This is a genomic window from Novosphingobium sp. SG754 (genome assembly GCF_013149315.1).
Lineage (GTDB): Bacteria > Pseudomonadota > Alphaproteobacteria > Sphingomonadales > Sphingomonadaceae > Novosphingobium > Novosphingobium capsulatum.
On sequence record NZ_JABGCC010000003.1, the window covers coordinates 343,083 to 368,627 of the forward strand.

Sequence of the window (25,545 nt, forward strand, 5' to 3'; positions counted from 1 at the left end):
ATGGCACGTCTGCACGGGCGCATCGCCCTGGTTACCGGGGGCCTGCGCGGCATTGGCCTGGCGATTGCCACGCGCCTGGCGAGCGAAGGCGCGGCAGTGACGATCAGCGATCTCGACGCGCCCGACAGCGCGGCGGTGGCGCAGGCCCTGGCCGCGCTGGGCAGCGATGCGGCCTATCTGCGCGCAGATGTTACCAGCGAAGCCGATTGGGCCAGTATCGCCGCGCAGATGGAGGCCAAGGGCGGCTGCCATATCCTGGTCAACAATGCCGGCACCGATCTGACCGGCGCGGTCGAAACCTTGAGCCTGGACGCCTGGCGCAAGATCATGGCGATCAATGTCGATGGCGTGTTCCTGGGCACGCGCGCGCTGGTGCCGCTGATGGCGCGCAGCGGCGCCGAGGTCGCCGGCGGGGCGAGCATCATCAACGTCAGCTCGATCATGGGGCTGGTCGGCTATTCGGAAGTATCCGCCTATAACGCCAGCAAGGGCGCGGTGCGCCTGTTCACCAAGGGCATCGCGGTGGAATTTGCGCAAAAGCGCATGCCGATCCGCGCCAATTCGCTGCATCCCGGCTTTGTCCGCACACCGCTGCTCAATGCCGGGTTCCAGCGCTGGGTGGACAAGGGCTTTGCCGAAAAGCCCGAAGATCTGGTCGCGGCGATGGAAGCAGCCACGCCCAACGGCCGCCTGGCCGAACCGGAAGAACTCGCCGGCCCCGCCGCGTTCCTGGCGAGCGCTGACGCCAGCTATATGACCGGGGCCGAACTCGTCATCGATGGCGGCTGGACCGCGCAATAGGGAAAGACGCCATGGCATTTGAACTCGATAACGTGGTCGCCGTGGTGACCGGCGCGCGCGGCGGCATTGGCCGCGAGGTGGTGCGCGCGATGAAAGCGGCAGGGGCTACGGTGATCGCCACCGACGTGGCGGCGCCCGATGACGGTGTGGCCGATCATGCCCTGGCGCATGACGTGACCAGCCAGGCCGATTGGCAGGCCGTGGCGGATCTGGCGGCGGAAACCTATGGCCGCATCGATGCTCTGGTCAACGTGGCCGGCATCAGCGTGGTAGCCAGCATCGAGGAAACCCCGCTGGAAGAATGGCGGCGGATCAATGCGGTCAACGTGGAAAGCGTGGTGATCGGCGTGCAGACCCTGCTGCCGCTGTTGAAGGCGGGCGGCAAGGCACGCGCCAGCGGCGCTTCGATCGTCAACTTTTCCAGCGTGGGCGGCATCAAGGGCGCGCCGTTCAATGGCGCCTATTGCACCAGCAAGGCGGCGGTGAAGATGCTGTCTAAATGCATGGGCGCCGAATTTGCCGCGCTCGGCTACAACATCCGCGCCAACAGCGTGCATCCCGGCGGGATCGACACGCCGATGCTGCAATCGATCATGCAGCGCTATGTCGATCTGGGTGCGGTGCCCTCGCTCGAGGTTTCGATGCAGGGCGTTGTCGCCGCGCATCCGATCGGGCGGCTCGGCCGGCCCGCGGAAATGGCCGGCGGTGTGGTCTATCTCTGCTCTGACGCGGCAAGTTTTGTCACCTGCAGCGAGTTCATGATGGACGGCGGTTACTGCATGAGCTGAAGCCGGTGCGTGGCCCACGCACCGGCGTCATGAGTGGGGCCGTCAGAAGTGGCGGTAGCCCTGATGGCCATAGGGACGGCGGTAGTAACCCGGCCGGCCATAATAGCCGCGATTGCCCCAGCCATTGGGGTGGTAGGGGCGATAGGCCCGGTAATAGTAATCGTGGTAGGGGTAGGGGCGATAGGTCCAGCGGTCGCCGACATAGACCCACGGGCGATACCAGCCCGGCGCGGCATAGTAATAGTTGGAAAAATACACCGTGTCATAGCTGTAGGGCGCTGCGCCCGAGCGCACGACAAAGCCCGGCGGGCAGCCCGGGCTGGTCTGGTTGGCCGTGCTGCCGCCGATCGCGGCGCCGCCCACGGCACCCACGGCCGCGCCGGCCAGCGTGCCAAAGCCACCATCGTGGCGGCTGGACAGGCCATTGCCCACCAGCGCGCCGAAAATCCCGCCGATCACCGCGCCGGCCGTGGCATTGCTGCGTGCCTTGACGCAGTTGTCGCGGGCCCAGGCCTCGGCATCGGCGGCATAGCGCGCGTCACGCTCTGCCTGTGCCTGGTCGATCGCGGCGGGGCTGTAGCCAGGTGGCGGTGGCGGCGGGCGGGTGCCATCGTATCCGGGCGGCGGGCCCTGATCATAGCTTTGCACCTGCACCGACAGCGTCGTGGTGGTGCCATTGGGGGCATAGCCCTGGGGCGGTTGCTGGTTATAGCCGCGCTGGTCATACCCCTGTTGGTTGTATCCCTGCTGATTATAACCTTGGGGCGCGTTCTGATCGTAATAGCCCGGCGGCGGGCCCTGATCCTCTCCCTCCTGATCGCCCGGAGGCGGCGGCGGCGCGCGATAGCCCTGCTGGGGCGGCGGGGGCGGATAATCGGAATAGCTGCCGGCCTGCTGAGCAGAGGCGCTGCCAGCCATCAGCGGCAAGACCGCCATGGCCGCGGCGCCGGTTGCAAGAATGATGCGGGAAAGAGGCTGTGCCATCGGCTTGATCCACTCACTGTGATGCGTCGTGGCTATGGCCGGGCGCGTGAACGGATGCTGACGGTTTTTCCGCTTTGCGACGAGCCGATAAAAGGGTTGGCTGGGGCGCGTTACGTGCTGGTAGGATAGCCAGGTCGCAGGGCCCGCCAACCACTTGGTTGCGGGCCCCTTTCCTGCATTCTCGTCACGCTGCGGCGGAGCGGCGGGCCAGTTCACATTGCGACCAGATGTCGCTCAAGGCATCGATCAAACGATCGATATCGCCGTCGCTGTGCACCGGCGAAGGCGTGATGCGCAGGCGTTCGGTGCCGCGCGGCACGGTGGGATAGTTGATTGGCTGCACATAGATGCCGTGGTTGTCCATCAGCCAGTCGCTGATGCGCTTGCACTTGCGCGCGTCGCCCACCATCACCGGGATGATGTGGCTGGGATTGGGCAGGTGCGGAATGCCCATGGCATCGAGCCGGCGGCGCACGGTGGCGACGCGTTCCTTGTGGCGTGCGCGCTCCATCTCGCTGCCTTTGAGATGGCGGATGCTGGCCGCTGCGCCAGCTGCGAGCGCGGGGGGCAGGGCCGTGGTGAAGATGAAGCCGCTGGAAAAGGTGCGCACGAAATCGCACAGGCTTTCCGACGCGGCGATATAGCCGCCCATCACCCCGAACGCCTTGCCCAGCGTGCCTTCGATCACGGTGATGCGGTCCATCAGCCCTTCGCGTTCGGCCACGCCGCCGCCGCGCGGGCCATAGAGGCCCACCGCGTGGACTTCGTCGATATAGCTCATCGCGCCGTGCGCTTCGCACACGTCGAGAATCTCGGCGATCGGGGCGATATCGCCATCCATTGAATAGACGCTTTCGAACGCGACCAGCTTGGGCACGTCGGGCCCATATTGGCTCAGCAGTTCATCGAGATGGGCGGCATCGTTGTGGCGCCAGATATGGCACTTGGCGCGCGAATGGCGAATGCCCTCGATCATCGAGGCGTGGTTGAGCGCATCGGAAAACACCACGCAGCCTGGGATCTTGGCCGCCAGCGTGCCCAGGCCCGCCCAGTTGGAAACATAGCCGCTGGTGAACAGCAGGGCGGCTTCCTTGCCGTGAAGATCGGCCAGTTCATGTTCGAGCACGACGTGGTGATGGTTGGTGCCCGAAATGTTGCGCGTTCCGCCAGCGCCGGCTCCGCATTCATCCAGCACGGCGTGCATGGCATCGAGCACCAGCGGATGCTGCCCCATGCCGAGATAATCGTTGGAGCACCACACCGTGATCGGATGGGTGGTTTCATCGACATAGCGCGTGGCGTGGGGGAAACGGCCGCAGTGGCGCTCGATCTCGGTAAAGATGCGATAGCGGCCTTCCTCGCGAACGTTTGCCAGTTCCCCCTGGAAATAGGTTTCAAAATCCATCGCGCTCGGTCCTCTCGTCCGTGTTCTTGGTTCTTGTGCGTTCAATTGGCAGGATGGCGGCTGGGCAAGGCCCAGCCCCACAAGGCCCCGTCGCGCAGCGGCAGGGCCAGAAACAGGTGTTCCAATGCGCCCAGGGCGGCGAGCGCAAAGAGCAGGCTCGCGCCGGCAGCATCAGCGCTGTTGGCGGGCGCGGCCAGGGCAATGGCGGCCAGCCAGGCGGCCAGCGCCAGGCAGGCGGCAATCGCGGCATAAAGCTCAAGCCCCAGGCGCGGCTTGCCGAAATAGCTTTTGAGATAGCCCAGGTGCGGCGGCAGGATATCGGTGCTCATGTTGGGCACGCCCAGGAAAATGGCGATCTTGGTGCTGAGCCGCATGGCCAGCAGCAGGGCAAAGGCCATGGCGCCGACCTGGTTGGGCGCATCGCGGCTCATCCAGATCAAGCCTGCCGCGCTCAGCGCCAGGGCCACTTCGTGCCAGGCGACGGCTGCCACGGCATGGGAAAAGCGCTGCCAGCCGCGCGCACCGGGCGGGCATGGCTCGCGGCGGGGGCCGGTGACCACGCCGGTCAGGAAGCTGATCTCGTGCCAGGCCCAGATCAGGATCGCCCCGGCGAGCGAGGCATAGACCCCCAGCAGCGTAGCATGCTGCATCGCCAGGGCGATGATCACGATGCCGCCAATCGCGGCGCAGCCGGCCAGCAGCAGGCTGTGGGCAAACGTGTGCCGCGCGCGATTATCCAGCCACGCGACCAGCCCGGTTGCAAAGAACCAGATCAGGATCGTTGCCAGGACAGGCAGGACGTGGCCGGTCCAGCTTACCATGCCGGTTGCAGCCGGACCGTGGCGGGCAGCCGATTGTGGCGCGGGCGCAGCAGGAACATGCGCGCAAAGTTGGCGCCGGCGCCGATTGCCCCGGTGGCGCGCAGCCATGCGCCGGCGAGGCCGCCGCGCGCCTTGCCGGCGGCGATGCGGTTGCTGGCCACGAGCAGGCGGTCCATCGCGCGGCGGAAGCGGGGATCATCGGTATCGAGTTCCACCGGGAAGACCTGGCGCGCGATCTGCGAGCAGATGGTGAAGACGCGGTAATCGTAATCGGTGGGATCGAGGCCCAGCGCCTGGTGAAACACCGGGCGGGCATGATCGCGCACATACATCGTGGCATAGACCGCCAGCAGGAAGAAGCGCACCCACAGCGTGTTGGCGCCGCGCAGCAGCTTGGGATCGGCGCGCAGCAGCAAGGCGAAGGCTTCGCCGTGGCGGAACTCGTCGTTGCACCATTCCTCGAACCAGGCGAAGATCGGGTGGAAGCGCAATTCCGGCTTGGCGGCCAACTGGCGATAGATCGTGATATAGCGGGCGTAGCCGATCTTTTCCGACAGATAGACCGAATAGAAAATGAACTTCGGCTTGAAATAATGGTATTTCTTGGCCTTGGTCAGGAAGCTCAGGTCAATCCCGATGCCTTCGTCCTTCAAGGCTTCGTTGATGAAACCGGCATGGCGGCTTTCATCGCGGGCCAGCAGCTTGAACAGCATCTTCATATCCGGGTTGCTGGTGCGCCGCGCCATTTCGGCATAGAGGATGCAGCCAGAAAATTCCGAGGTAAGCGAGCTGACCAGAAAATCGGTAAATTCGGCGCGCAGTTCCGGTTCGAGCGCGGCGATGATGCCGGCAAAGTCCTGCTCGCGCTTGAAATGATGCTTGTTGGGATCGCTCACCATCTCGGCGATCAGCGCGTCCCATTCGCGCCGCACCGGTGACACGTCGATCGCGTCGAGCGCCTTGAAATCGGTGGTGTAGAAGCGCGGGCTGAGCACGGTTTCGTGGCTCACCATGGCATGAACATCGGCCTTGGCGGCCACCGCAGGATGCTTGGCGGTGTGGGCGTTCATCTGAGGCTCCCAGGTGTGAAGCTGACTTCGTAAAGCTCGGTCAGGCCAAGATAGGCAGCAAGGCGAGTCCAGGCGCGCAGGACCGGGCCGGCGCGCACCACGGTGGCGGTGCGTTCGAACACCACGCTTTGCCCGAACAGCACCCGCACCGGATCACCATGCACACGCACGCGGTCACCGGGATGCACTGCCAGATCGCCTTCCAACTCGACATGGGCGTGGAAATGCGCCGGGCTCTGCTCGATGGCGATGCGGCAAGGCACGGTAAAGGCGCGGGCGCGGATCATGCCTGGCTGCCTTTCAGGAAGCGGGCGAAGGCGGCGCGGTTGGTAGCGCCGAACGAGCCCAATTCCACCGCGCGGCCGGTCGTCGGATCGCGCAGGGTCAGCGCGCCATTGGCCCACTGCGTCAGTTCGAACGGCGCGGCCGGGCCGATGCCGTGCATGCGGCGGTCGCGCGCCATGCCGCGCATCACTCCGCGCACAAAGCCGCCGCCGTCGTTTTCACCCACCAGCACAGCCAGGGTGCGGCCGCTGTCGGTATCGTCCACCACCACGGCGCCATCGGCACGATCGGCAAAGACCAGGTGGCGCACTTCGATCGCGGCAACCTTGTCCTGCGCGCGCTCCACCGCCGGCACCGCCTCGCGATCGAGCACGCCGACGCGCACCAGGGTGGTGAGTGCTAGCGTGATGGCGACTAGCGCGCCGGCCATGGCCAGCGCCGGGCGCGGCACGGTGTTTTCGTGGGAGTGGGCGTGGCTCATGCGGCGGCTCCGGCAATGGGGCCGCTGATCGGCTGCGCGGGTTCAGCGGTATCGGCGCGGACGATGCCGTGCGGCGCGGCCTGGGCGCAGGCCTGGGCCAGCGCTGCTGCCAGGCGCGGCGCATCGGCCAGGGCGCGCAGCATCGGCTGCGGCTGGGCCAGGCGCCAAGGCCGCGCATGGGGCCAGAGCATGGCATAGCCCAGGCGGTGCTGCCCCTTGAGCGTCAGGGCAATATCGCCATGGCCCCGGCCATGGCCGCGCAGATCGGCCGAGGCGATCAGCGAAAGCGGCAGATTGATGCACTTGCCCAGTGCAATGCCGACGCGCAGCACGACGCGGCGGTTGGTCAGGGTATAGACCGTGGTGCGCGCCACCAGCACGGCAAACAGCGTGAGCAAGCCTTGCAGCACGGCGCCGGCCGCCAGAATCGCGCCTGCGCCGATCAGGTTGCCGCTGGCCAGCGCCAGCAGCGCCAGTACCGCGAAATAGCCGGCCAGCCATGGCGCGAACAGCGCGCTGCGCTTGAACGTCTGCCAGTGCGGTGCGGCCTGCCACACGATCCATTCGCCCGCCGGCAGATCGCCGGGAAGGCCGCGCACCGGCTCGAAATCATATTCGCTCACAGCAACGGCTCCAGCCGGTCGGCATTGGCATAGAGATAGCCGGTGCCGAAATAGGCGACGACGCGCTCTTCCTCGTACCGGGTGATTTCACCAGGGTTTTCGGGGAAGGGGGCATTGGCGAAATCGGCAGCGTTGATCGCGCTGATGATCACACCTTCGCGGCGGATCACGGCCATGGCCATCGGCGCCAGCACGATGCGCGTGCCGGTATCGACCGCCAGGTAGCGGATCATGTGTTCGGCGCGGTCGATCCACAGATCGGCCACCGTGCCGGCCCGTGCGCCATCGGCGCCATAGACCGACAGCCCGCGCGGATCGGTGCTGGCGCTGGCCACGGTGATCTGCGGCACGCTGCCGATCGGCACGATGCGCGCGTTGCCATGGGCATCGCGATCGGGAAAGCGCGCGCGATTGGCATAGGCGCCCGGCCCGACGCCAGCGGCAAAGACATCGCCCACCGGGGAATAGGGCGCGCCGCCAAAGTTTTCGCGGCGCGCTGCCTTGATTTCCACCGGCTCGCGGTTTTCGCTGGCGGGCAGCGGCACCGTGACCGTGCCCATGCCGAAGGGCAGGACAAAGGTCTTGGCGCTGGCGGTGGACAGGGGGCCACCGTCGCTATCGACACGGCCGGTCAGCGCGTCTTCCAGCGGATAGCCTTCGCGTCGGTCTTCGCGCCTGAGCCAGAAGATCAGGCAGATAAAGAACAGGACGAAAGCGATCAGCGCGAGTTGCGCGGCATCCACTGTGCCGACGATATTGCCGTGTCTCATGGGAGTTCTCCTTCCCGGCTGCTCATGTCGGAAACTCGGTCAGGCCAAAGCGACGCGCTCCGGCAGGTGAAAGCGTGGCGCGCGCGCCCGACAACTGGCCCACCAGCGGCCCCATCAGGACCAGCGTGACCAGCAAGAGGGCGATCTCGATCGCATAGATCACGCCATAGCCGGTGGCGTGGTGGGCGAGCGTCAGGCCCAGGCCATCGGCCACGGCAAAGCTCGACACCAGATCGCGCAAGACCCCGCCAAACGCGATGGCCAGGCCCGCGGCAGTGGTCTGCACCGCGCCCCAGGCGCCTAGCGCGAGACCGGCGGTATCGCTGCCGGCCTGGCCCATCGCCGCCGTCAGCGTGCCGACCGAAAACAGCCCGGCGCCCGCGCCGATGACCAGCGCGCCCAGGCCCAGGGTGAGCGGGCTTTGCAGCGGGGCGGCGAAGATCACCAGCATGAATGCGGCAATGCCCAGCACCACGCCATAGCCAGCAATGCGCAGCGCATCGATGCCATGGCCCAGCCACCGCGCCGACAGCGCAAAGCCGGCCAGCGCACCCAGCGCCCAGGCGCCCGACAGGCTGGTGGTGGCGCCCACCGACAGCCGCAGCACTTCGCCGCCATAGGGTTCAAGCAGCGGGTCCTGCATGGCAAAGGCGGCCGCGCCCAGGCCGACCGTGGCAAGCAGGCGCATGGTCAGCGGCTGGGCGGCGAACTGGCGCCATACCTGGGCAAAGGGCGGGCGCGGCGTTTCGGGAGAGGCGATCGCGGGGCTGCGCGCTTCCTGCTTCCACAGCGCCACCACGTTGAGCACGAAAGTGGTGACGGCGCAGGCCTGGATCACCTGGACCAGGCGGGTGGGCGTGAAATGGTTGAGCAGCCCGCCCAGGATGGTGGAGCAGACCATCATCCCGGCGAGCAGGGATAGATAGAGCAGCGCCACGGCCCGCGCGCGGCGATCATCGGGCAGGAGATCGCCGACCAGGGCAAGGCCGGCGGTCTGCGTGGTGTGCATGCCGATGCCGGCCAGCAGGAACGCCAGCGCACTGGCGGCCAGACCGACAGCGAACAGATGCGGATCGCGCATCAGCAGCAGCGCAAAGGGCATGATCGCCAGCCCGCCGAACTGCATCAGCGTGCCAAACCAGATGAACGGCACGCGGCGCCAGCCCAGCACCGAGCGGTGTACGTCGGAGCGGTGGCCGATCAGCGCGCGGAATGGCGCGGCGAGTAGGGGAATGGCGATCATCAACGAGACCAGCCAGGCATGGATGCCCAGCTCGACGATCAGCACACGGTTGAGCGTGCCATTGAGCAGCACCGTCATCATCCCCACGCTGACCTGGAACAGCGACAGGCGCAGCAGCCGTGACAGCGGAATGTCGACGCTGGCCGCATCGGCAAACGGCAGCCAGGTCAGCGCCACCCGGCTCCACCTGCTGGCAAGGGGCGTGCGGCGGGCCATCACCGGCGCACCAGTTCCATGCCGTTGGAAATGTAGAAGCCGCTGGAAATGCGCCCGCTGCGCCCCACGCGCCAGCCATCGAGCCGGGCCAGCCGGGCGCGCAGCGCGGCTTCGGCAATCGGCACGATCGCAGGCGAGCGATTGGCGCGGGGGAAAGCCTGGCCCACGGCATGCATCATGCCCAACAGGCGCGTGTGCGGGGCAAAGGTGAAGACGATCGAGCCGGTGCAGCGCGCCGCCAGCCGTTCGAGCGCCCAGGCCATGTCATCGAGCTTGTAATGGATCAGCGAATCCATCGCGACGATGTGATCGAACGTGCCGGTGTCTGACCAGGCCTGCGGCGGATCGAGCATGTCGCCCACGTGCCAGTCGATCCGGCCATGGCCAAGGAACGCCGGGGCCCGCTGGCGCGCGATATCGACCAGCCCGCCGGCGACGTCCACCGCCGTCACCGCCGCGCCGCGCCAGGCCGCTTCCACGCTGAGCGCGCCAGTGCCGCAGCCGGCATCGAGCACGGCACAGCGGCGCAGGTCTTGCGGCAGCCAGCCGAGCAACTGCGCGCGCATGGCATCACGCCCGGCGCGCACCGTGGCGCGGATGCCGCTGACCTTGGCGTTGGAGGTCAGGTCGATCCACGCCTTGCGCGCGCTGCCATCGAAATAGTGCGCCAGGCGTTCGCGTTGCAGCTCGTAGGGAGAGGTTGGGTGCGTGCTCATCATTCGAACCCCAGAAAATCGAAGATATCGCGGTCTTTCATCGGTGCCGCCGCGATCGGGTCCACCCCGTCCCACAGCATCTGCGCCAGGCGCAGGTATTCCTGCTGGGCGGCGATGACTTCGGGCGAGGGTTCCATTTCGAACAGCGTGCACTTTTTGAGGCGGCTGCGGCGGATGGCGTCGAGATCGCGGAAATGGGCGAGGCGGCGCATGCCGATGGCCTGGCTGAAGCGGTCGATCTCGTCGGTGGCGGCAGAGCGATTGGCGATGACGCCCGCGAGGCGCACGTTGTAGTTCTTGGCCTTGGCGCCGATGGCGGCAACGATGCGGTTCATCGCAAAGATCGAGTCGAAATCGTTGGCGGCCACGACCAGAGCCCGCTCGGCATGCTGCAGCGGCGCGGCAAAGCCGCCGCAGACGACATCGCCCAGCACATCGAAGATCACCACGTCGGTATCATCGAGCAGGTGGTGCTGCTTGAGCAGCTTGACCGTCTGCCCGACGACATAGCCACCGCAGCCCGTGCCCGCCGGCGGGCCGCCGGCCTCCACGCACATCACGCCGTTATAGCCTTCGAACATATAGTCTTCCGGGCGCAGTTCTTCCGAATGGAACTCCACCTGTTCGAGCACGTCGATCACCGTGGGCATCAGCTTCTTGGTGAGGGTGAAGGTGGAATCGTGCTTGGGATCGCAACCGATCTGCAGCACGCGGTGCCCAAGCTTGGAAAACGCCGCCGAAAGATTGGACGAGGTGGTGGATTTGCCGATCCCGCCCTTGCCATAGACGGCAAAGACCTTGGCCGTGCCGATGCGATCTTGCGGATCGAGGCGGACCTGCACCGATCCTTCGCCATCTGACGGCGTGAAGCGCGTGGGGGTGTCGATCAAGGTCATGCCGGTTTCCTCATTGCGCCGCGAACACGCCTTCGAGGCGGTCCTCCAGCTCGTCGCTGGCCATGCGCAGGGCCTCGAGCGTCTGTTGATCGGGTTCCCACAGGTGGCGTTCGCAGGCTTCGAGCAGGCGGCCGGCCACGCGGGCGGAACTGTTGGGATTGAGCTGCGAGAGCCGTGCCCGCATCTGCGGATCGAGCACGAAAGTTTCGCTGATGCGCTGATAGACCCACGGCGCGACTTGGCCGGTGGTGGCCGACCAGCCGACGGTGTTGGTCACATGCTGTTCGATGCTGCGCACGCCTTCAAAGCCGTGCTTGAGCATGCCTTCGAACCACTTGGGATTGAGCGTGCGGGTGCGGGTTTCCAGATCGATCTGTTCCGCCAAGGTACGCACCTTGGCCGCGCCCTGCGTGGCATCGACGATATAGACGAGCGCCTCGCTGCCCTTGGCCCGGGCGACTGAGCGGCTGACCCCGCCCAGGCCATCGACATACTGATCGAGATCGGTGATGCCGACTTCGACGCTTTCGAGGTTCTGATAGACGAAATCGACATCGCGCAGCGCACTGTGCAGCAGTTCGCGCCGCTGCGTGGGCGGGCCTTTGACGCCATAGGCATAGCCCTTGTGCGTTTCGAAGGCATTGGCGAGGTCATCGGGGCTGGTCCACACACCGCCGTCGATCATCTGGTTGACGTTGGCGCCATAGGCGCCTTCGGCATTGGAAAAGACGCGCAGCGCCGCCGTTTCCAGGTCGCAATCATGCTGCGCCTGGTGGGCCAGGCTGTGCTTGCGCACGAAGTTCTGTTCCAGCGGCTCGTCGGCGCTGGCCGCCAAGAGCGAGGCTTCGGCCAGCATGCGCGTTTGCATCGGCAGGAGATCGCGGAAAATGCCCGAGAGGGTGATCACCACATCCACGCGCGGCCGGCCGAGTTCGGCCAGCGGCACCAGTTCGGCGCCGACGACGCGCCCATAGCTGTCGATCCGCGGGCGCGCGCCGATCAGGCTCATCGCCTGGGCAATCTGCAGCCCTTCGCTTTTCATGTTGTCGGTGCCCCACAGCACCATGGCCAGGCTTTCGGGGAACGGCTGGCCACCTTCGACATGGCGGGCGATGATGCATTCGGCCTGCTCGCGGCCCTGGATGCAGGCAAACCGGCTGGGCATGGCAAAGGGATCGAAGCCGTGGATATTGCGGCCGGTGGGCAGAACCTGCGGATTGGCGAGAATGTCGCCGCCCGGCGCCGGGCGGATATAGCCGCCATCGAGCGCGTGGATCACCGCGCCGATCTCGTCACTGCGATCGAGCGCGCTTTCGATCCCGGCGCGGTCTGCCTGCGGATCAGCCTCGAGCATGGCATCGACCAGTTCGGCGCGCTCCGCCCCTTGCGGCGCCTGGCCCAGCACGTGCAGCCCGGTGGGGATCAGCGTGCGTTCCAGTTCATAGAGCGCGGGCGCCAGATCGGCGATGGCGCCGCATTCCAGATCGAGCGTGGCGCACTGTTCGCGGATCAGCGCTTCCAGGGCGTCCTGCTCTGCCCCCGGCGTCGACCAGCGCCAGCGTTCGACGCTGCATTTGAGTTCGGCAAAGCCGCGATAGAGCCCGGCGCGCGCCAGGGCCGGGGTGAGATAGCTGATCAGCGTGGCGGCAGAGCGGCGCTTGGCCAGAATACCTTCGGACGGATTGTTGGAGGCGTAGAGGTAGAAATTGGGCAGATCGCCGATCAGCCGTTCGGGCCAGCATTCCCCGCTCAGGCCCGCCTGCTTGCCCGGCATGAATTCCAGCGCGCCATGGGTGCCGAAGTGCAGCACGGCATGGGCGGCGAAATCGTGGCGGATATAGCTGTAGAACGCGGCGAAGGCGTGGGTCGGGGCAAAGCCGCCCTCGAACAGCAGGCGCATTGGATCGCCTTCATAGCCAAACGCGGGTTGCACCCCGACGAAGACATTGCCGAAATGCGCGCCCAGGATCTGGATATGGCCACCATCGCTTTGCAGCTTGCCCGGCGCGGGGCCCCATTGCGCCTCGATCTGGGCGAGGTGGGGTTCGCGGCGCACGTGTTCATCGGCGCTGATCCGCGCAGCGACATTGGCATCACTGCCATAGCGGGCGGCATTGCCGTGCAGGATCGCATCCTGCAGCGTGGCGACGCTTTCGGGCACGATGACGGCGTAGCCCTCATCGGCCAGACGCAGCAGCGTGGCATGGAGGGATTCGAACACCGCCAGATGCGCGGCCGATCCGGTGGCGCCGGAATTGGGCGGGAAGTTGAAAATGGTGATGGCCAGGCGCCGTTCGCGCCGCGCGGCCTGGCGCAGCGCGATCAGCTTGGCGACCTTGGCGGCGAGAGCGGCGGCGCGTTCCTCGTCCCCGCGCATGGCCTGGATTTGGGCCTTGCCCGCACTGCGCCCGCCAAACACGCTGGGGCAGATCGCGCCATCGAGTTCGGGCAGGGCGACCATCATCGTCGCTTCCAGCGGGACGAGGCCGGTGCGCCGCTCGCGCCATTCCTCGATCGTCTGGAATTCCACCGCGTGGGCGGCGATATAGGGCACGTCAAAGCGCGAGAGCGTTTCCACCGCCGCGCCCGCGTCGTTATAGGCCGGGCCGCCGACCAGCGAAAAGCCGGTGCAGTTGACGATGGCATCGACCGTCACCGCGCCGTCGCGCAGAAAGAAGCGCTCCATCGCGGCGCGTGCGTCAAGCCCGCTGAAGAAGGCCGGGATCACCCGCAGACCGGCTGCCTCCATCGCGGCGATTAGCCCGTCATAATGCCCGGCATCGTTGCCCAGCAGATAGGAACGTAGCAGCAGCAGCCCCACCGTGCCGCGCGTGCCCTTGGCGGGCGGGGGCAGCAGCGCCAGGCTTTCCGACATCTTTTGCGCGGTGCGCGGGTGATAGACGCCCAGATCGGGATAGTCGCGCGGCGGCGCGGCGGCCATGGTGCCGCGCCGGCCGATGCGCGGGCCGGCGGCATAGCGGTCGATCAGGCTCGACACCATCGCCACGACGTTGTCATCAGACCCGGCGAGCCAGTATTGCAGCGTGAGGAAATAGGCGCGCACATCCTGCGCGGTGCCGGGGATGAAGCGCAGGATCTTGGGCAGGCGGCGCAGCATGCGCATCTGCCCGGCACCCGAATTGGCGCCCGGTTTGCCACCTGGTTTAGACGAGCCGCGCAGCCGCTTGAGCAGGGCGAGCGGCCCCTTGGCCGGGGCATCCATGCGATAGGCACCCATCCGCGTCAGCCGGGTCAGTTCCCCGGCCGACATCAGGCAGACCATCGCGTCGCAGCTTTCGCGCCGCTCCACCAGCGTGGGCATGATCGCGCGGATATGGTCATCGAGGAACAGCATTGTGGCGATGACGATATCGGCGCGCTCAACGGCGGCCTTGGCGCGATCGAGCGCGCCGGCTTCGCGATCCCAATCGGCGGCGGCGTGGAGGGTGATGGCGATGTTGCTATCGCCCAGGCGCACGCCAGCGCGTTCGACCGCGCCCTTGAGGTGGTTGTCCAGCGTCACGATGGCGACGCGCACGGGCGGGGCGGCGCTAGCGGGCATAGTGCGCCTTGGCATCATAGAGCGTGGCGATGTCGATCTGCACACGGCCTTCCAGGGCGGCATAGCGTTCGGTGTTGGTGCGGGCCTTGCCGCGCACGAAGAACGGCACCTTGCGCAGCTCGCGCTCGGCATCGCTGGTCCAGGGAATATCGGCCTGCGCAACGATGGCGGGCGCCGGTGCCACTGCCACCTGTGCCGGGGCGGGCTGGGCATGAAGGTGTGAAGGGCCGGCCGCGTCGGAAAATTCGAAATCGTCGCGGAACATGGCGAGCAGGTGCTCTTCCAGCCCCATTACCAGCGGATGCACCCAGGTATCGAAAATCACGTTGGCGCCTTCAAAGCCCATCTGCGGGCTGTGGCGCGCGGGGAAATCCTGGACGTGGACCGGCGCGGAAATCACCGCGCAGGGCAGGCCCATGCGCTTGGCGATATGGCGTTCCATCTGCGTGCCAAGCACGAGTTCGGGCGCGGCGGCGTGGATGGCGGCCTCAACCGCCAGGTGATCGTCGGTGATCAGCGGATCGAGTCCGTAGTCGGCGGCAGCGGCGCGCATCTCGCGGGCGAACTCGCGATTGTAGCAGCCCAGCCCGCAGACAGTGAAGCCCAGCTCGTCGCGCGCGATACGGGCGGCGGCAATGGCATGGGTGGCATCGCCAAAGATGAAGACGCGCTTGCCGGTGAGATAGGTCGAATCGACCGAGCGGCTCCACCACGGCAGGCGCGTGGTGGGATTGGCGAGCGCGGGAGCGGGATCGACGCCGGCAAGCGCCGCCACCGCCTGGATGAAATCGCGCGTGGCGCCCATGCCGATCGGCACCACGTCGATCATCGGCTGGCCAAACGTGCGGGCCAGCCAGCGCGCGGCTTCCATGCCGATTTCGGGATAGAGCACCACGTTGAAATCGGCCCGGCCCAGGGTGCGCAAATCAGCCGGCGCGGCGCCGAGCGGAGCGACGCAATTGACGCCAATGCCCATGCTGTCGAGCAGCTTGACCACTTCGACGACATCGTCGCGATGGCGAAAGCCCAGCGCGCAGGGGCCGAGCAGATTGGCGAGCGGCCGGCGCCCCTCGCGCGGGGCGGGGCGCACGGCCGGATCGGCCAGTTGGCGGACCATGCGATAGAATGTTTCGGCGGCGCCCCAGTTTTCCTTGCGCTGATAACTCGGCAGCTCCAGCGGGATCACCGGGCAGGGCAGGTCCAGCGCTTCGGCCAGGCCCGCCGGATCATCCTGGATCAGCTCGGCCGTGCACGATGCACCCACCAGCAGCGCCTGCGGGGCAAAGCGGACAGCCGCTTCGCGGATCGCATCCTGCAGCAGGGCGGCGGTATCCTTGCCCAGGTCGCGCGCCTGGAACGTGGTATAGGTAACCGGCGGGCGGCGATCGCGCCGCTCGATCATGGTGAACAGCAGATCGGCGTAGGTATCGCCCTGGGGCGCGTGCAGCACATAGTGCACCCCGTCCATCGCCGTGGCCACCCGCATGGCCCCCACATGGGGCGGGCCTTCGTATGTCCAGACGGCGAGCTGCATGGCGCTATACCCTCAACACGTCGCGGCGGCGCAGTGGCCGGGCGAAAAGATCGGCAAGGTCTCCGGCCTGGTCGAACCCGTGGATCGGCGAGAAGACCAGTTCGATGGCCCACTTGGTGGACAGCCCTTCGGCTTCGAGCGGATTGGCCAGGCCCAGGCCGCAGACGGTGAGATCGGGGCGATCGGCGCGCACGCGATCAAGCTGGCGATCGAGATGCTGGCCTTCGCTGATCCGCGTGGCAGCGGGCAGCAGCGGCAGTTCGCGCGCCATCAGTTCGCGGTGCAGATAGGGCGTGCCCACTTCCACCGGCACCATGCCGAGTTCGGTGGCGAGGAAGCGCGCCAGCGGCACTTCCAGCTGCGAATCCGGCAGGAAGGTGATGCGCTTGCCGCGCAGGCGATCCTGGCTATGGGCGATGGCGCGCTTGGCGCGTTCGCGGCCCGGTGCCGCCACGCGGTTGAACTGCATTGGGCACACGCCAAAGGCATCGGCCGCGGCGCGCAGCCACTCGGTCGTGCCCTCTGCCCCGAACGGGAACAGCGCGGGCAGATGCCGCGCGCCGCGATTCTGCAGAGCGCGCACGGTTTCGCCCAGGAACGGCTGTGCCAGCAAGAAGCGGGTATGGGCGCCCACGGCGGGCAGATCGGCCAGTTGGCGTGCGGGCAGCCAGCCGACATTTTCGATGCCGAGTTCGGTAAACAGGCGGCGGAACTGGTCTTCCACCACATCGGGCAGCGTGCCGACGACCAGCAGCGCAGGTGCGGTCCCGGCGCTGGCGGCCGGCATATGCGGCACCAGGGCGGCGAGGCAGGCGTCTTCGCCCTCGGTAAAAGTCGTTTCGATCCCGCTGCCCGAATAGTGCAGCACGCGGGTGCCCATCGCGGCGCCGCTGTGCGTGCGGTCGAGCCGTTGCGCCGCCTTGCCCAGATCGAGCTTGATGACTTCGGACGGGCACGAGCCGACCAGGAACAGGGTGCGGATTTCCGGGCGCCGCGCGAGCAATTGCGCGACGATGCGATCGAGTTCGTCATGGCAATCGGCCATGCCGGCCAGGTCGCGTTCCTCGATGATCGCGGTGGCAAAGCGCGGCTCGGCAAAGATCATCACCCCGGCCGCCGATTGTAGCAGATGGGCGCAGGTGCGCGAGCCGACCACCAGGAAGAACGCATCCTGCATCTTGCGGTGCAGCCACACGATCCCGGTCAACCCGCAGAACACCGCGCGCTGTCCGCGTTCGCGCAGCACGGGTGCATCGGCGCAGCCGGTGTCGGTCGGGGCGATTGCGGGGGCAAGGCCGGTTTCGCCGCTCATGATGTGGCCATCGGAGAATGGGCCAGGCCGGGCTGACCGTCGCGCTCTGCATCGAGCCGGGCGGCGCGCAGTTTGAGCAGGAATTGTCCGGCATTGACGAGGTATGCGGCATAGCCGGCAAGAGCGACGTACATGCGCTGTTCGAACGTGCCGCTGCCGCCCAGCAGCATCGCCAGATAGGCGGTGTGCAGGCCGATCACCAGCATCGAGAACACGTCTTCCCAGAAGAATGCCGGGGCAAAAAGCCAGCGCCCGAACACGACCTTTTCCCAGATCGAGCCAGTGATCATGATGGCATAGAGCGTCAGCGTCTTGACCACGACCGAGGTATCGGCGGCGGCCGTGCCGGTGTGCGTCACCAGGCTGTGCAGGACGAGGGCGAGGCTGGTGAGGAAGACGAAGAACTGGAACGGGGCGAGCAGGCCTTGCACCAGGGTCCAGCGAGTCGAGTCGCGGCGCGCCCGCTCTTGCGCGGTGTAGAGCATGCGCCGTGGCTGGCGGCCCTGACCGTTCGCACTTGTGGTGCCGGAACTGATCGCATCCCCTCTCATGTGTCGATGCTCACCTTTGTTGTTGAGGGGAGACTACGCCTCACTTCGCACAAGTGTCAATCAAACTTGACGACAATAAAATATGACACTTTGCCGTTTGTCAGATCGCCGAAAAGGGCGTACGCTCATGGTCCCGAACAGCAGTGGCCGTATCGATGCCGCAGTCCGGGCAAGGCGCGATCTGCGCCAAACCGGACCGGAGGGGTCTGACATGGCTACTGTTTTAGGTGCAGGCGCGGCAAAGCGGGCCGGTCGTGGGGAAGGGGCCCCGCGCGCCAAGGACGGCCGCAACGCCGCATCCGGCCGAACCATGGCCAAGGCGCGCGATAGTGCGCGGGCCTTCCCCCCCGCAGCCGTCGATGCCCTGATCAGCGAACATATCATTCCCCGCCTGCTCATGGCCCAGTCCCATGGCCCGGTGCCGCGCATCGCCGCACAAGGCACGGCCAAGGTGGACGCGGCCGAGGCGGCGCGCTTTGCCTCGTTGCCGCTGCAGCTCGAAGCGGATGAACTGCTGGCCTTGGTGGAAAGCATCCTGGCGCGCGGGGCCTGCGTCGAATCCGTGTTCGTCGATCTGCTGGCGCCATCGGCGCGGCGCCTGGGAAAGCACTGGGAAGACGATGATTGCGATTTCGTCGATGTGACGATGGGCCTGTGGCGGCTGCAGGAAGTGATGCGCGAGGTGACCATGCGCTATCCTCCGCCGCGCGCCGTGCCGTTTCGCACCCGCTCGGCCCTGTTCGCGCCAATCCCTGGCGATCCGCACAGCTTTGGCGCGCTGATGGTGGAGGAAGTATTTGCCCGCGCCGGCTGGCAGACCGAGGTTTTGATCGACCCGGAGCGCAAGGAATTGCTGCAGAATATTGCCGATCACAGCGTGGATCTGGTCGGCTTGACCATCAGTTGTGATTGTCCTAACGCAAAGCTTGCGAGCCTGATTTCCGCCATGCGCAGTGTGTCGCGATCGCCCGATCTGAAGATTCTCATTGGTGGAAGAATGGTGAACGCCAATCCCGCGCTCGTCGACGAGGTCGGTGCCGATGGCAGCGCACAGGATGCCTGTGGCGCGCTTGATCTGGCCGAGCGCTTGGTGCCGATGCAGGCGTTGCCCGCCCGCTTCGGCGCATAGCTGGCCACGCCCATGTCCAGCCGCAGGAACAGCATCGAAGGCAAACTGCCTTTCACCTCTGCCACCCGGCATTTTGCCGCGCTGGCCGGTGATGCCGCTGCCCGCCTGGCGATGGTCTCGGGCGAGATTGCGCTGATCCTGGACGCGGATGGCCGCATCGTTGACGTATCGGCCGATCCCCGCGAATTTCCCGAAGCAGGCAGCTGGGTTGGCCGCGAATGGCTGGACACGGTCACTATCGAAAGCCGGCCCAAGGTGATGGAAATGCTCGCCGGGATGCGCAAGGGCGTGACCCAGCACTGGCGCCAGGTCAACCTGCTGTCGGGCGAGGGGGACATTCCCGTGCGCTTCGTCACGGTCAGCCTGGGCGCGGGCGGCCAAGGATGCATCGCCATCGGCCGCGACATGCGCGACGAAGCCGCGCTGCAGCAGCGCCTGTTGCAGGCGCAGCAGTCGCTTGAACGCGATTATATCCGCCTGCGCCAGATCGAGGCGCGCTATCGCCTGCTGTTCGAACAGTCGGTAGAGCCGGTACTGATCGTCGATGCCGACGGCTTCCGCATCCGCGAGGCGAACCAGGCCGCGCATCGCGCGTTCCACAGCCGGCCCGGATCGTTGCAGGGTGGCAAGCTGACCGCGCTGTTTGCCAATGCCGCGCGCGAACACATCATTGCGTTCCTGGGATCGGCGATGGTGTCGCACGGGCTGCAGCCGCTCGATGCCGCGCTCGCCCATGATGGCGAAAAGGTGCAGATTTCCGCCAGCGGTTTCCGCGAGCGGGGCGGCCAGTTCATTCTGGTGCGGCTGTCCAGCCCAGTTGGCGCGGCGCGGCCGGATGCCGGGGTGACGGTGCGGGTGATCGAGGCGATGCCCGATGCCTTTGTCCTGACCGACGCCGCGATGATCATCCGCGAGGCCAATGCCGCGTTTGTCGAACTGGTGGCTGCCGCCAGCGCCGAACAGCTGCGCGGCCAGCCGCTGGGCGACTACGTCGGTCGGCCGGGTATCGACCTGGACCTGATCGAGGGCCAGTTGACCAAGCATGACAGCGCCCGCAACGTGGTGACCGTGGTGGGCGCCAGCGATGGCTTTGAAGGCGAGCCGGTCGAGCTTTCGGCCGTGCGTACCGGCAGCGAGCAGATCTGCTATGGCTTTGTCATCCGCCCGATCGGCCGCCGCCTGCGCGATCTGCCGACCACCAGCGACTCGCCGCGCTCGGTCGAGCAGCTGACCGAACTGGTCGGCCGCATGTCTTTGCGCGACATCGTGCGCGAGAGTACCGACCTGATCGAGCGGCTGTGTATCGAGGCGGCGCTGGAATATACCTCGAACAACCGCGCCTCGGCCGCCGAGATCCTCGGGCTGAGCCGCCAGAGCCTCTATTCCAAGCTGCATCGCTATGGCTTGGGCAACATGGCTGACGCGGAAGATTGACATAAATTCTGTCAATTTAATTTGACGCATGGCGCGCCATGGGCGTAGTCTTCGGCCATGGCTCGCTCTGCTGCCTTTCCCGCGATGGCGCCACTTCCGGCGCTCCGGGACGTTGTCACTCTGCTCAAGCCGATCACCTGGTTTCCGCCGATGTGGGCGATGGTGTGCGGCGTGCTGTCATCGGGCGTGCCGGTCGCTTCGCGCTGGTCTTTCCTGATCGCGGGCATTGCGCTGGCCGGCCCCCTGGTGTGCGGCACCAGCCAGGCGGTGAACGACTGGTTCGATCGCCATGTCGATGCCATCAACGAACCGCACCGCCCGATCCCCTCCGGCCGCATTGCGGGACGCTGGGGCCTGGCTATTTCGATCGTCTGGAGCGGCGTTTCGCTGCTGGTGGCGGCGCTCACCGGGCCATGGGTGCTGGCCGCCACGACATTGGGCCTCGCCTGCGCCTGGGCCTACAGCGCGCCGCCCTTGCGGTTCAAGACCAGCGGCTGGATCGGCCCGGCGGTGGTGGCGCTCAGTTATGAAGGGTTGAGCTGGTTTACCGGGGCCGCCGTGATGGCCGGGGCGCTGCCCTCGGGCCGGGTGCTGGCTGTCCTGGCGCTCTATAGCCTGGGCGCGCATGGCATCATGACGCTCAACGATTTCAAGGCCGTGGTCGGCGATCGCCTGACCGGGCTACGCTCCTTGCCGGTGGTTCTGGGTGAACGCCGCGCGGCCCTGCTGGCCAGCGTGGTGATGGCCGTGCCTCAGGGGGTGGTCGTAGTGCTGCTGTGGCGCTGGCATCTGGCCATGCCGGCGCTGGCAGTCGCGGTGCTGCTGGCGGCGCAACTGGCGCTGATGCCGCGGCTGGTGGCCGATCCGGCGGCGCGCGCGCCCTGGTACAACGCCACCGGCGTGTCGCTCTATGTCTTTGGCATGATGGCCGCCGCGCTCGGCCTGGGAGGATACCTGTGAGACAGCACGCGTTCGGCTGGTGGTCCATCCTGCGCCTGGGTGCGGTGCAGGCGGCGATCGGGGCGATCACCATGTTGGCAACCTCGTTGCTCAACCGCCTGATGGTGCTGGAATATGGCCTTGCTGCCGGCATCCCGGCCGGGCTGGTGGCCTGGCATTATGGCGTGCAGCTGTCGCGCCCGCTGTGGGGCCATGGATCGGATATCGGCCGGCGGCGCACGCCGTGGATTCTGGCCGGCATGGTTACGCTGGGCCTGGGCGCGCTGTTGGCGGTGCATGGCGTGACCATGCTCGATGAATCGCGCGTCAAGGGCATCGCCCTGTCGGTCTTTGCCTTTACCCTGATCGGCGCCGGGGTGGGCGCGGCGGGCACTTCGGTGTTGGCGCTGCTGGCCACCGGCGTAGCGCCCGAACGGCGCGCGGCGGCCGCTGCCGTTACCTGGATCATGATGGTCTTTGGCATCGTGGTGGCGGCCGGCACGGCCGGGGCGCTGCTCGATCCCTATTCCGAACAGCGGCTGACCGCCGTTTCCGCAGGCGTGGTGGGCGCGGCGCTGCTGGTCACGATGCTGGCCACTTTCCGCCTGGAGGGGCGCGGCCCGCTGCTTTCTGCCAGCACGGCGCCAGTGGCCGGGCCGCCGCTATCGCTCAAGGAGGCGCTGGCTGAGATTTTCGCCGACGATGAAGCGCGGCGCTTTACCCTGTTCATCTTCGTGTCGATGCTCGCTTACAGCATGCAGGATCTGATCTTGGAGCCGTTCACCGGCCTGGTCTTTGCCATGACGCCGGGGCAATCGACCAGCCTGTCGGGATTGCAGAACGGCGGGGTGCTGATCGGCATGATCGCAACCGGCGTGGGCGGCAGCGCATTTCGCGGGCGCCTGCCGATCGAGCTGCGCACCTGGACCATGGTCGGCTGCCTGGGTTCGGCCGTGGCGCTGGCCGGGCTGGCCATGGCTGCCTGGGTTGGCCCGGGCTGGCCGATCGCGGCCAATATTGCCTTCTTGGGCCTGTGCAACGGCGCCTTTGCCGTGTCCGCCATCGGATCGATGATGGGCCTCGCCGGCGCCGGCCGCCGCCAGGGTGAAGGGGTGCGCATGGGGGTGTGGGGTACGGCGCAGGCCATTGCCTTTGGCCTGGGTGGACTGATCGGCGCGCTGGGCGTCGATGTGGCGCGCGGCGCGTTTGGCACGCCGGGCAAGGCCTTTGCCCTGATCTTTGCCGCCGAGGCGGGATTGTTCCTTTATTCCGCGCTCCTGGCCATGCGCACGCGCGGCGTGGCCCGGCCGGTCTCCAGCCTGAGGTCTGTGGCGATATGAACCAAGACGAACAGTTCGATGTTGTGGTCATCGGCGGCGGCCCGTGCGGCGCCACAACGGCCTGGGACCTGGCGCGCGCCGGGCGTTCGGTGCTGCTGCTCGATCGCGGCGGGCGGATCAAGCCGTGTGGCGGCGCGGTGCCGCCGCGCCTGCTGGAAGAGTTCGAAGTGCCGCAATCGCTGCTGGTGGCGCGGGCCCGCGCCGCGCGCATGGTCGCGCCCTCGCGCCGCGCGGTGGACATGCCGGTGGGCGAGATCGGCTATGTCGGCATGGTCGACCGTGAGGTGTTTGACGAATGGCTGCGCAACCGTGCCGCCACCGCCGGCGCCGTGCGCCGTACCGGGACGTATGACAGTCTGGAGCGCGACCCGGACGGGGGGGGCATCGTGTGCTATCGCGCCACGCGCGGCGGCGCGGTGCAACAGGTGCGCGCGCGCCTGGTGATCGGGGCCGATGGTGCCCGCTCGGCCGTGGCCCGCGCGCATGTGCCGGGGGCAGAGCGCAACCCTTGCGTCTTTGCCTATCATGAGGTGATCCGCGCGCCAGCCACAGCGCAAGGCGCCGCTGGCGGGCAGGATTTCGACGCCACGCGCTGCGACGTGCTCTATCAGGGCCGCGTCTCGCCCGATTTCTATGGCTGGGTCTTTCCCCATGGCGAAACCGCCAGCATCGGCGTGGGATCGGCGCGCAAGGGCTTTTCGCTGCGCCAGTCGGTGGCGCTGATGCGCCAGGATATGGGCCTTGCGCGGTGCGAGACGATCCGCCGCGAAGGCGCGCCGATCCCGCTCAAGCCGCTGCGCCGCTGGGACAACGGGCGCGACGTGCTCTTGGCCGGTGACGCCGCCGGGGTGGTGGCGCCGGCTTCGGGCGAGGGGATCTATTATGCCATGGCCGGTGGGCGCATTGCCGCGCAGACCGCGCTGGAATTCCTCGCCTGTGGCAATCCTGCGGTCTTGCGGCAGGCGCGGCGCACGTTCCTGCGCGCGCATGGCCGCGTGTTCTGGATTCTCGGGATGATGCAGTATTTCTGGTATTCCAGCGACAAGCGCCGCGAGCGCTTTGTGGCGATGTGCGCCGATCGCGATGTGCAGCAACTGACCTGGCAGGCCTATATGAACAAGCGACTGGTGCGGCAGCGACCCATGGCGCACTTGCGCATTTTCCTGAAGGATTGCGCGCACCTGCTCGGCCTGGCCCGGCCCGCCACCGAAAGTCCCGCGCCATGAGCCGGCCCTGGGCCATGCCCGTGGGCATCGCCGTGGTCGCGGCGCTGGTGGTCGCGCTGCTGGGCGGCACGATCACCGACCTTGGACCATGGTATGAAGCGCTGCACAAGCCGGCGTTCACCCCGCCGCGCCCGGTGTTTCCGATCGCCTGGACGGTGATCTTTGCCCTGGCGGCCACCGCCGGGGTCAATGCCTGGCGCGCCGCGCGCGACGTGCGCACGTCTGACACGGTGATCGGGCTGTTCGCGCTCAACGGTTTTCTCAACATCTTGTGGAGCCTGCTGTTCTTTCGCGTGCAGCGGCCGGACTGGGCCTTTTTCGAGCTGGTCGCGCTATGGTGCTCGATCGCGGTGTTGATCCTCTATTGCCTGCGCATCTCGCGGCTCGCCGCCGCGCTGCTGCTGCCTTACCTGGCGTGGGTGAGCGTGGCTGGCATGCTTAACTGGCAGGTCGTTCAATTGAACGGCCCGTTCTAGGGCAGGCGGGATGGGCGCCTATTTCGCCAGTGGCCATGCCGCCGACGTGATGCTGGCGGCGCTGGTGGTGGAGGCGGCCTGGCTGCTCGCGCGCGGGCGCGGCCTGGCCTTGGTGCTGGTGATGCTTGGCCCGGCGGCCCTGATCGTGCTGGGCCTGCGCGCCGCGCTGGTCGGTGCGCCCTGGCCGTGGATCGCCCTGCCACTGGCGCTGTCGCTGCCCATCCACCTCGCTGATCCTCGCCTGTGGCGCCGGGACAATCGCACCGTCTAGCGCGGCAGAAAGCCCTGCGCGAGCATCGCAACCAGTTCTTCGGCAATGCGCGCCGGGGGCAGTTCGCCCTGGGGATCGTGCCAGCGGCCCGGCCAATTGAGCGCGCCGGCCAAGGCAAAGCCCAGCAGCTTGGTATTGGTCGGCGCCAGCGAGCCATCGGCCACGCCTTCCTCGATCAGTTCGCGCATGGCGCTGTCGATCTTGCGCTTGAGTGCCTGGAACTGGGCGCGGCTGTCAGGGCCCAATGCTTCGGCCCCGGTGCGCACCACGCAGCGACCGAAATCGTCCATGTTGACCTGGGCATAGCGCGTCAGGAACAGGCGCAGCCGTTCAGCCCCGTTGCCGTCGGTCTGGCGCGCCTGCTCTGCCGCTTCGAGCAGTTGCGACAGGCCGATCGTCACGCATTCGAGCAGCACCTGATCCTTGTTGCCGAGGTAGTGATAGATCGTCGGCTTGGAGATCCCCAGGCTGGCCGCCACGTCATCCAGCGAGGTCTGGTGAAAGCCGCGTTCGTTGAACATCTGCACTGCCGCGCGCAGCACGGCCTCGCGCTTGGCGGCGCGCGCCTTGCTGCGCTGTTGCGGGGATTGGAACGGGGAATCGGCTGGCGGCAACTTTTTGGCTCCATCGGCTGCAGCGACGTGTTGACATGATACCGGACAGAAGGCAATC

The 25,545-nt window shown here is 67.0% G+C and carries 25 protein-coding genes; 9 read left to right on the forward strand and 16 right to left on the reverse strand.

Annotated features, from left to right (window positions below):
• The gene (locus tag FHW97_RS09520; RefSeq protein ID WP_107715314.1) at positions 1–801 is read left to right on the forward strand and encodes an SDR family NAD(P)-dependent oxidoreductase; all 801 of its coding nucleotides are present in this window, start codon (positions 1–3) and stop codon (positions 799–801) included.
• 11 nt (positions 802–812) lie between these two features.
• A complete protein-coding gene (locus FHW97_RS09525; protein WP_171798797.1) occupies positions 813–1,589 on the forward strand; it encodes an SDR family oxidoreductase in 777 nt (258 codons plus the stop codon).
• Positions 1,590–1,631: 42 nt separating this feature from the next.
• Here the strand turns inward: FHW97_RS09525 and FHW97_RS09530 are convergent, their stop codons facing one another.
• The 15 genes from FHW97_RS09530 to bchF all read right to left on the reverse strand — a co-directional run bounded on the left by FHW97_RS09530 (position 1,632) and on the right by bchF (position 18,058).
• Complete coding sequence (locus tag FHW97_RS09530; RefSeq protein WP_171798645.1) at positions 1,632–2,573, reverse strand: hypothetical protein; 942 nt, start codon at positions 2,571–2,573, stop codon at positions 1,632–1,634.
• 184 nt (positions 2,574–2,757) lie between these two features.
• The gene (gene hemA / locus FHW97_RS09535) at positions 2,758–3,978 is read right to left on the reverse strand and encodes a 5-aminolevulinate synthase (RefSeq protein ID WP_062784148.1); all 1,221 of its coding nucleotides are present in this window, start codon (positions 3,976–3,978) and stop codon (positions 2,758–2,760) included.
• Positions 3,979–4,019: 41 nt separating this feature from the next.
• Positions 4,020–4,799: a putative photosynthetic complex assembly protein PuhE gene (gene puhE / locus FHW97_RS09540; RefSeq protein WP_062784146.1), complete on the reverse strand. Its 780-nt coding sequence runs from the start codon at positions 4,797–4,799 to the stop codon at positions 4,020–4,022.
• Positions 4,793–5,869, reverse strand: a complete 1,077-nt coding sequence (gene acsF, locus FHW97_RS09545) for a magnesium-protoporphyrin IX monomethyl ester (oxidative) cyclase (RefSeq protein WP_171798798.1) — start codon at positions 5,867–5,869, stop codon at positions 4,793–4,795. The genes puhE and acsF overlap by 7 nt, the downstream gene beginning before the upstream one ends.
• Entirely contained in the window at positions 5,866–6,156 is a 291-nt protein-coding gene (locus FHW97_RS09550; protein ID WP_107715319.1) for a hypothetical protein, read from the reverse strand. The genes acsF and FHW97_RS09550 overlap by 4 nt, the downstream gene beginning before the upstream one ends.
• Complete coding sequence (gene puhC, locus FHW97_RS09555) at positions 6,153–6,635, reverse strand: photosynthetic complex assembly protein PuhC (protein ID WP_054131404.1); 483 nt, start codon at positions 6,633–6,635, stop codon at positions 6,153–6,155. Before puhC ends, FHW97_RS09550 begins: the two co-directional genes overlap by 4 nt.
• Positions 6,632–7,258, reverse strand: coding sequence for a photosynthetic complex putative assembly protein PuhB (gene puhB / locus FHW97_RS09560; protein ID WP_171798799.1), 627 nt, complete (start codon positions 7,256–7,258; stop codon positions 6,632–6,634). The genes puhC and puhB overlap by 4 nt, the downstream gene beginning before the upstream one ends.
• Positions 7,255–8,028, reverse strand: a complete 774-nt coding sequence (puhA, locus tag FHW97_RS09565) for a photosynthetic reaction center subunit H (protein ID WP_062784136.1) — start codon at positions 8,026–8,028, stop codon at positions 7,255–7,257. Before puhA ends, puhB begins: the two co-directional genes overlap by 4 nt.
• 22 nt (positions 8,029–8,050) lie before the next feature.
• Complete coding sequence (locus FHW97_RS09570; RefSeq protein ID WP_054131402.1) at positions 8,051–9,487, reverse strand: BCD family MFS transporter; 1,437 nt, start codon at positions 9,485–9,487, stop codon at positions 8,051–8,053.
• Positions 9,487–10,203 carry a magnesium protoporphyrin IX methyltransferase gene (gene bchM, locus FHW97_RS09575; protein ID WP_062784134.1) on the reverse strand — a complete coding sequence of 239 codons (717 nt, stop codon included), beginning with the start codon at positions 10,201–10,203 and terminating at the stop codon, positions 9,487–9,489. Before bchM ends, FHW97_RS09570 begins: the two co-directional genes overlap by 1 nt.
• Positions 10,203–11,099 carry a ferredoxin:protochlorophyllide reductase (ATP-dependent) iron-sulfur ATP-binding protein gene (gene bchL, locus FHW97_RS09580; RefSeq protein WP_054131400.1) on the reverse strand — a complete coding sequence of 299 codons (897 nt, stop codon included), beginning with the start codon at positions 11,097–11,099 and terminating at the stop codon, positions 10,203–10,205. Before bchL ends, bchM begins: the two co-directional genes overlap by 1 nt.
• A 10-nt stretch (positions 11,100–11,109) precedes the next feature.
• Positions 11,110–14,661: a cobaltochelatase subunit CobN gene (locus tag FHW97_RS09585; RefSeq protein ID WP_216647711.1), complete on the reverse strand. Its 3,552-nt coding sequence runs from the start codon at positions 14,659–14,661 to the stop codon at positions 11,110–11,112.
• On the reverse strand, positions 14,651–16,195 hold the full coding sequence (bchB, locus tag FHW97_RS09590; RefSeq protein ID WP_171798800.1) for a ferredoxin:protochlorophyllide reductase (ATP-dependent) subunit B: 1,545 nt from the start codon (positions 16,193–16,195) through the stop codon (positions 14,651–14,653). The genes FHW97_RS09585 and bchB overlap by 11 nt, the downstream gene beginning before the upstream one ends.
• Before the next feature lie 4 nt (positions 16,196–16,199).
• Positions 16,200–17,507, reverse strand: a complete 1,308-nt coding sequence (locus FHW97_RS09595) for a ferredoxin:protochlorophyllide reductase (ATP-dependent) subunit N (RefSeq protein ID WP_171798801.1) — start codon at positions 17,505–17,507, stop codon at positions 16,200–16,202.
• Positions 17,504–18,058, reverse strand: coding sequence for a 2-vinyl bacteriochlorophyllide hydratase (bchF, locus tag FHW97_RS09600; RefSeq protein WP_062784129.1), 555 nt, complete (start codon positions 18,056–18,058; stop codon positions 17,504–17,506). The genes FHW97_RS09595 and bchF overlap by 4 nt, the downstream gene beginning before the upstream one ends.
• 211 nt (positions 18,059–18,269) lie before the next feature.
• On the opposite strand from bchF, the gene FHW97_RS09605 reads away from it, so the two are divergent.
• From FHW97_RS09605 to FHW97_RS09635, 7 genes are read left to right on the forward strand one after another with little or no spacing between them, the layout of a single operon-like run.
• Positions 18,270–19,187, forward strand: a complete 918-nt coding sequence (locus tag FHW97_RS09605; protein WP_082209216.1) for a B12-binding domain-containing protein — start codon at positions 18,270–18,272, stop codon at positions 19,185–19,187.
• Positions 19,188–19,199: 12 nt separating this feature from the next.
• Positions 19,200–20,621, forward strand: a complete 1,422-nt coding sequence (gene ppsR, locus FHW97_RS09610; RefSeq protein ID WP_171798802.1) for a transcriptional regulator PpsR — start codon at positions 19,200–19,202, stop codon at positions 20,619–20,621.
• Positions 20,622–20,678: 57 nt separating this feature from the next.
• Positions 20,679–21,581, forward strand: coding sequence for a chlorophyll synthase ChlG (gene chlG / locus FHW97_RS09615; protein ID WP_171798803.1), 903 nt, complete (start codon positions 20,679–20,681; stop codon positions 21,579–21,581).
• On the forward strand, positions 21,578–22,900 hold the full coding sequence (locus FHW97_RS09620; RefSeq protein WP_370525360.1) for a BCD family MFS transporter: 1,323 nt from the start codon (positions 21,578–21,580) through the stop codon (positions 22,898–22,900). The genes chlG and FHW97_RS09620 overlap by 4 nt, the downstream gene beginning before the upstream one ends.
• Positions 22,897–24,126: a geranylgeranyl diphosphate reductase gene (locus FHW97_RS09625; protein WP_171798804.1), complete on the forward strand. Its 1,230-nt coding sequence runs from the start codon at positions 22,897–22,899 to the stop codon at positions 24,124–24,126. Before FHW97_RS09620 ends, FHW97_RS09625 begins: the two co-directional genes overlap by 4 nt.
• Positions 24,123–24,602 carry a TspO/MBR family protein gene (locus FHW97_RS09630; protein WP_022678336.1) on the forward strand — a complete coding sequence of 160 codons (480 nt, stop codon included), beginning with the start codon at positions 24,123–24,125 and terminating at the stop codon, positions 24,600–24,602. The genes FHW97_RS09625 and FHW97_RS09630 overlap by 4 nt, the downstream gene beginning before the upstream one ends.
• 10 nt (positions 24,603–24,612) lie before the next feature.
• Entirely contained in the window at positions 24,613–24,873 is a 261-nt protein-coding gene (locus FHW97_RS09635; RefSeq protein ID WP_107715327.1) for a hypothetical protein, read from the forward strand.
• Here FHW97_RS09635 and FHW97_RS09640 read toward each other — a convergent pair.
• Complete coding sequence (locus FHW97_RS09640) at positions 24,870–25,487, reverse strand: TetR/AcrR family transcriptional regulator (RefSeq protein ID WP_022678334.1); 618 nt, start codon at positions 25,485–25,487, stop codon at positions 24,870–24,872. The two genes, FHW97_RS09635 and FHW97_RS09640, sit on opposite strands and share 4 nt — an antisense overlap.
• Positions 25,488–25,545: the final 58 nt, after the last annotated feature.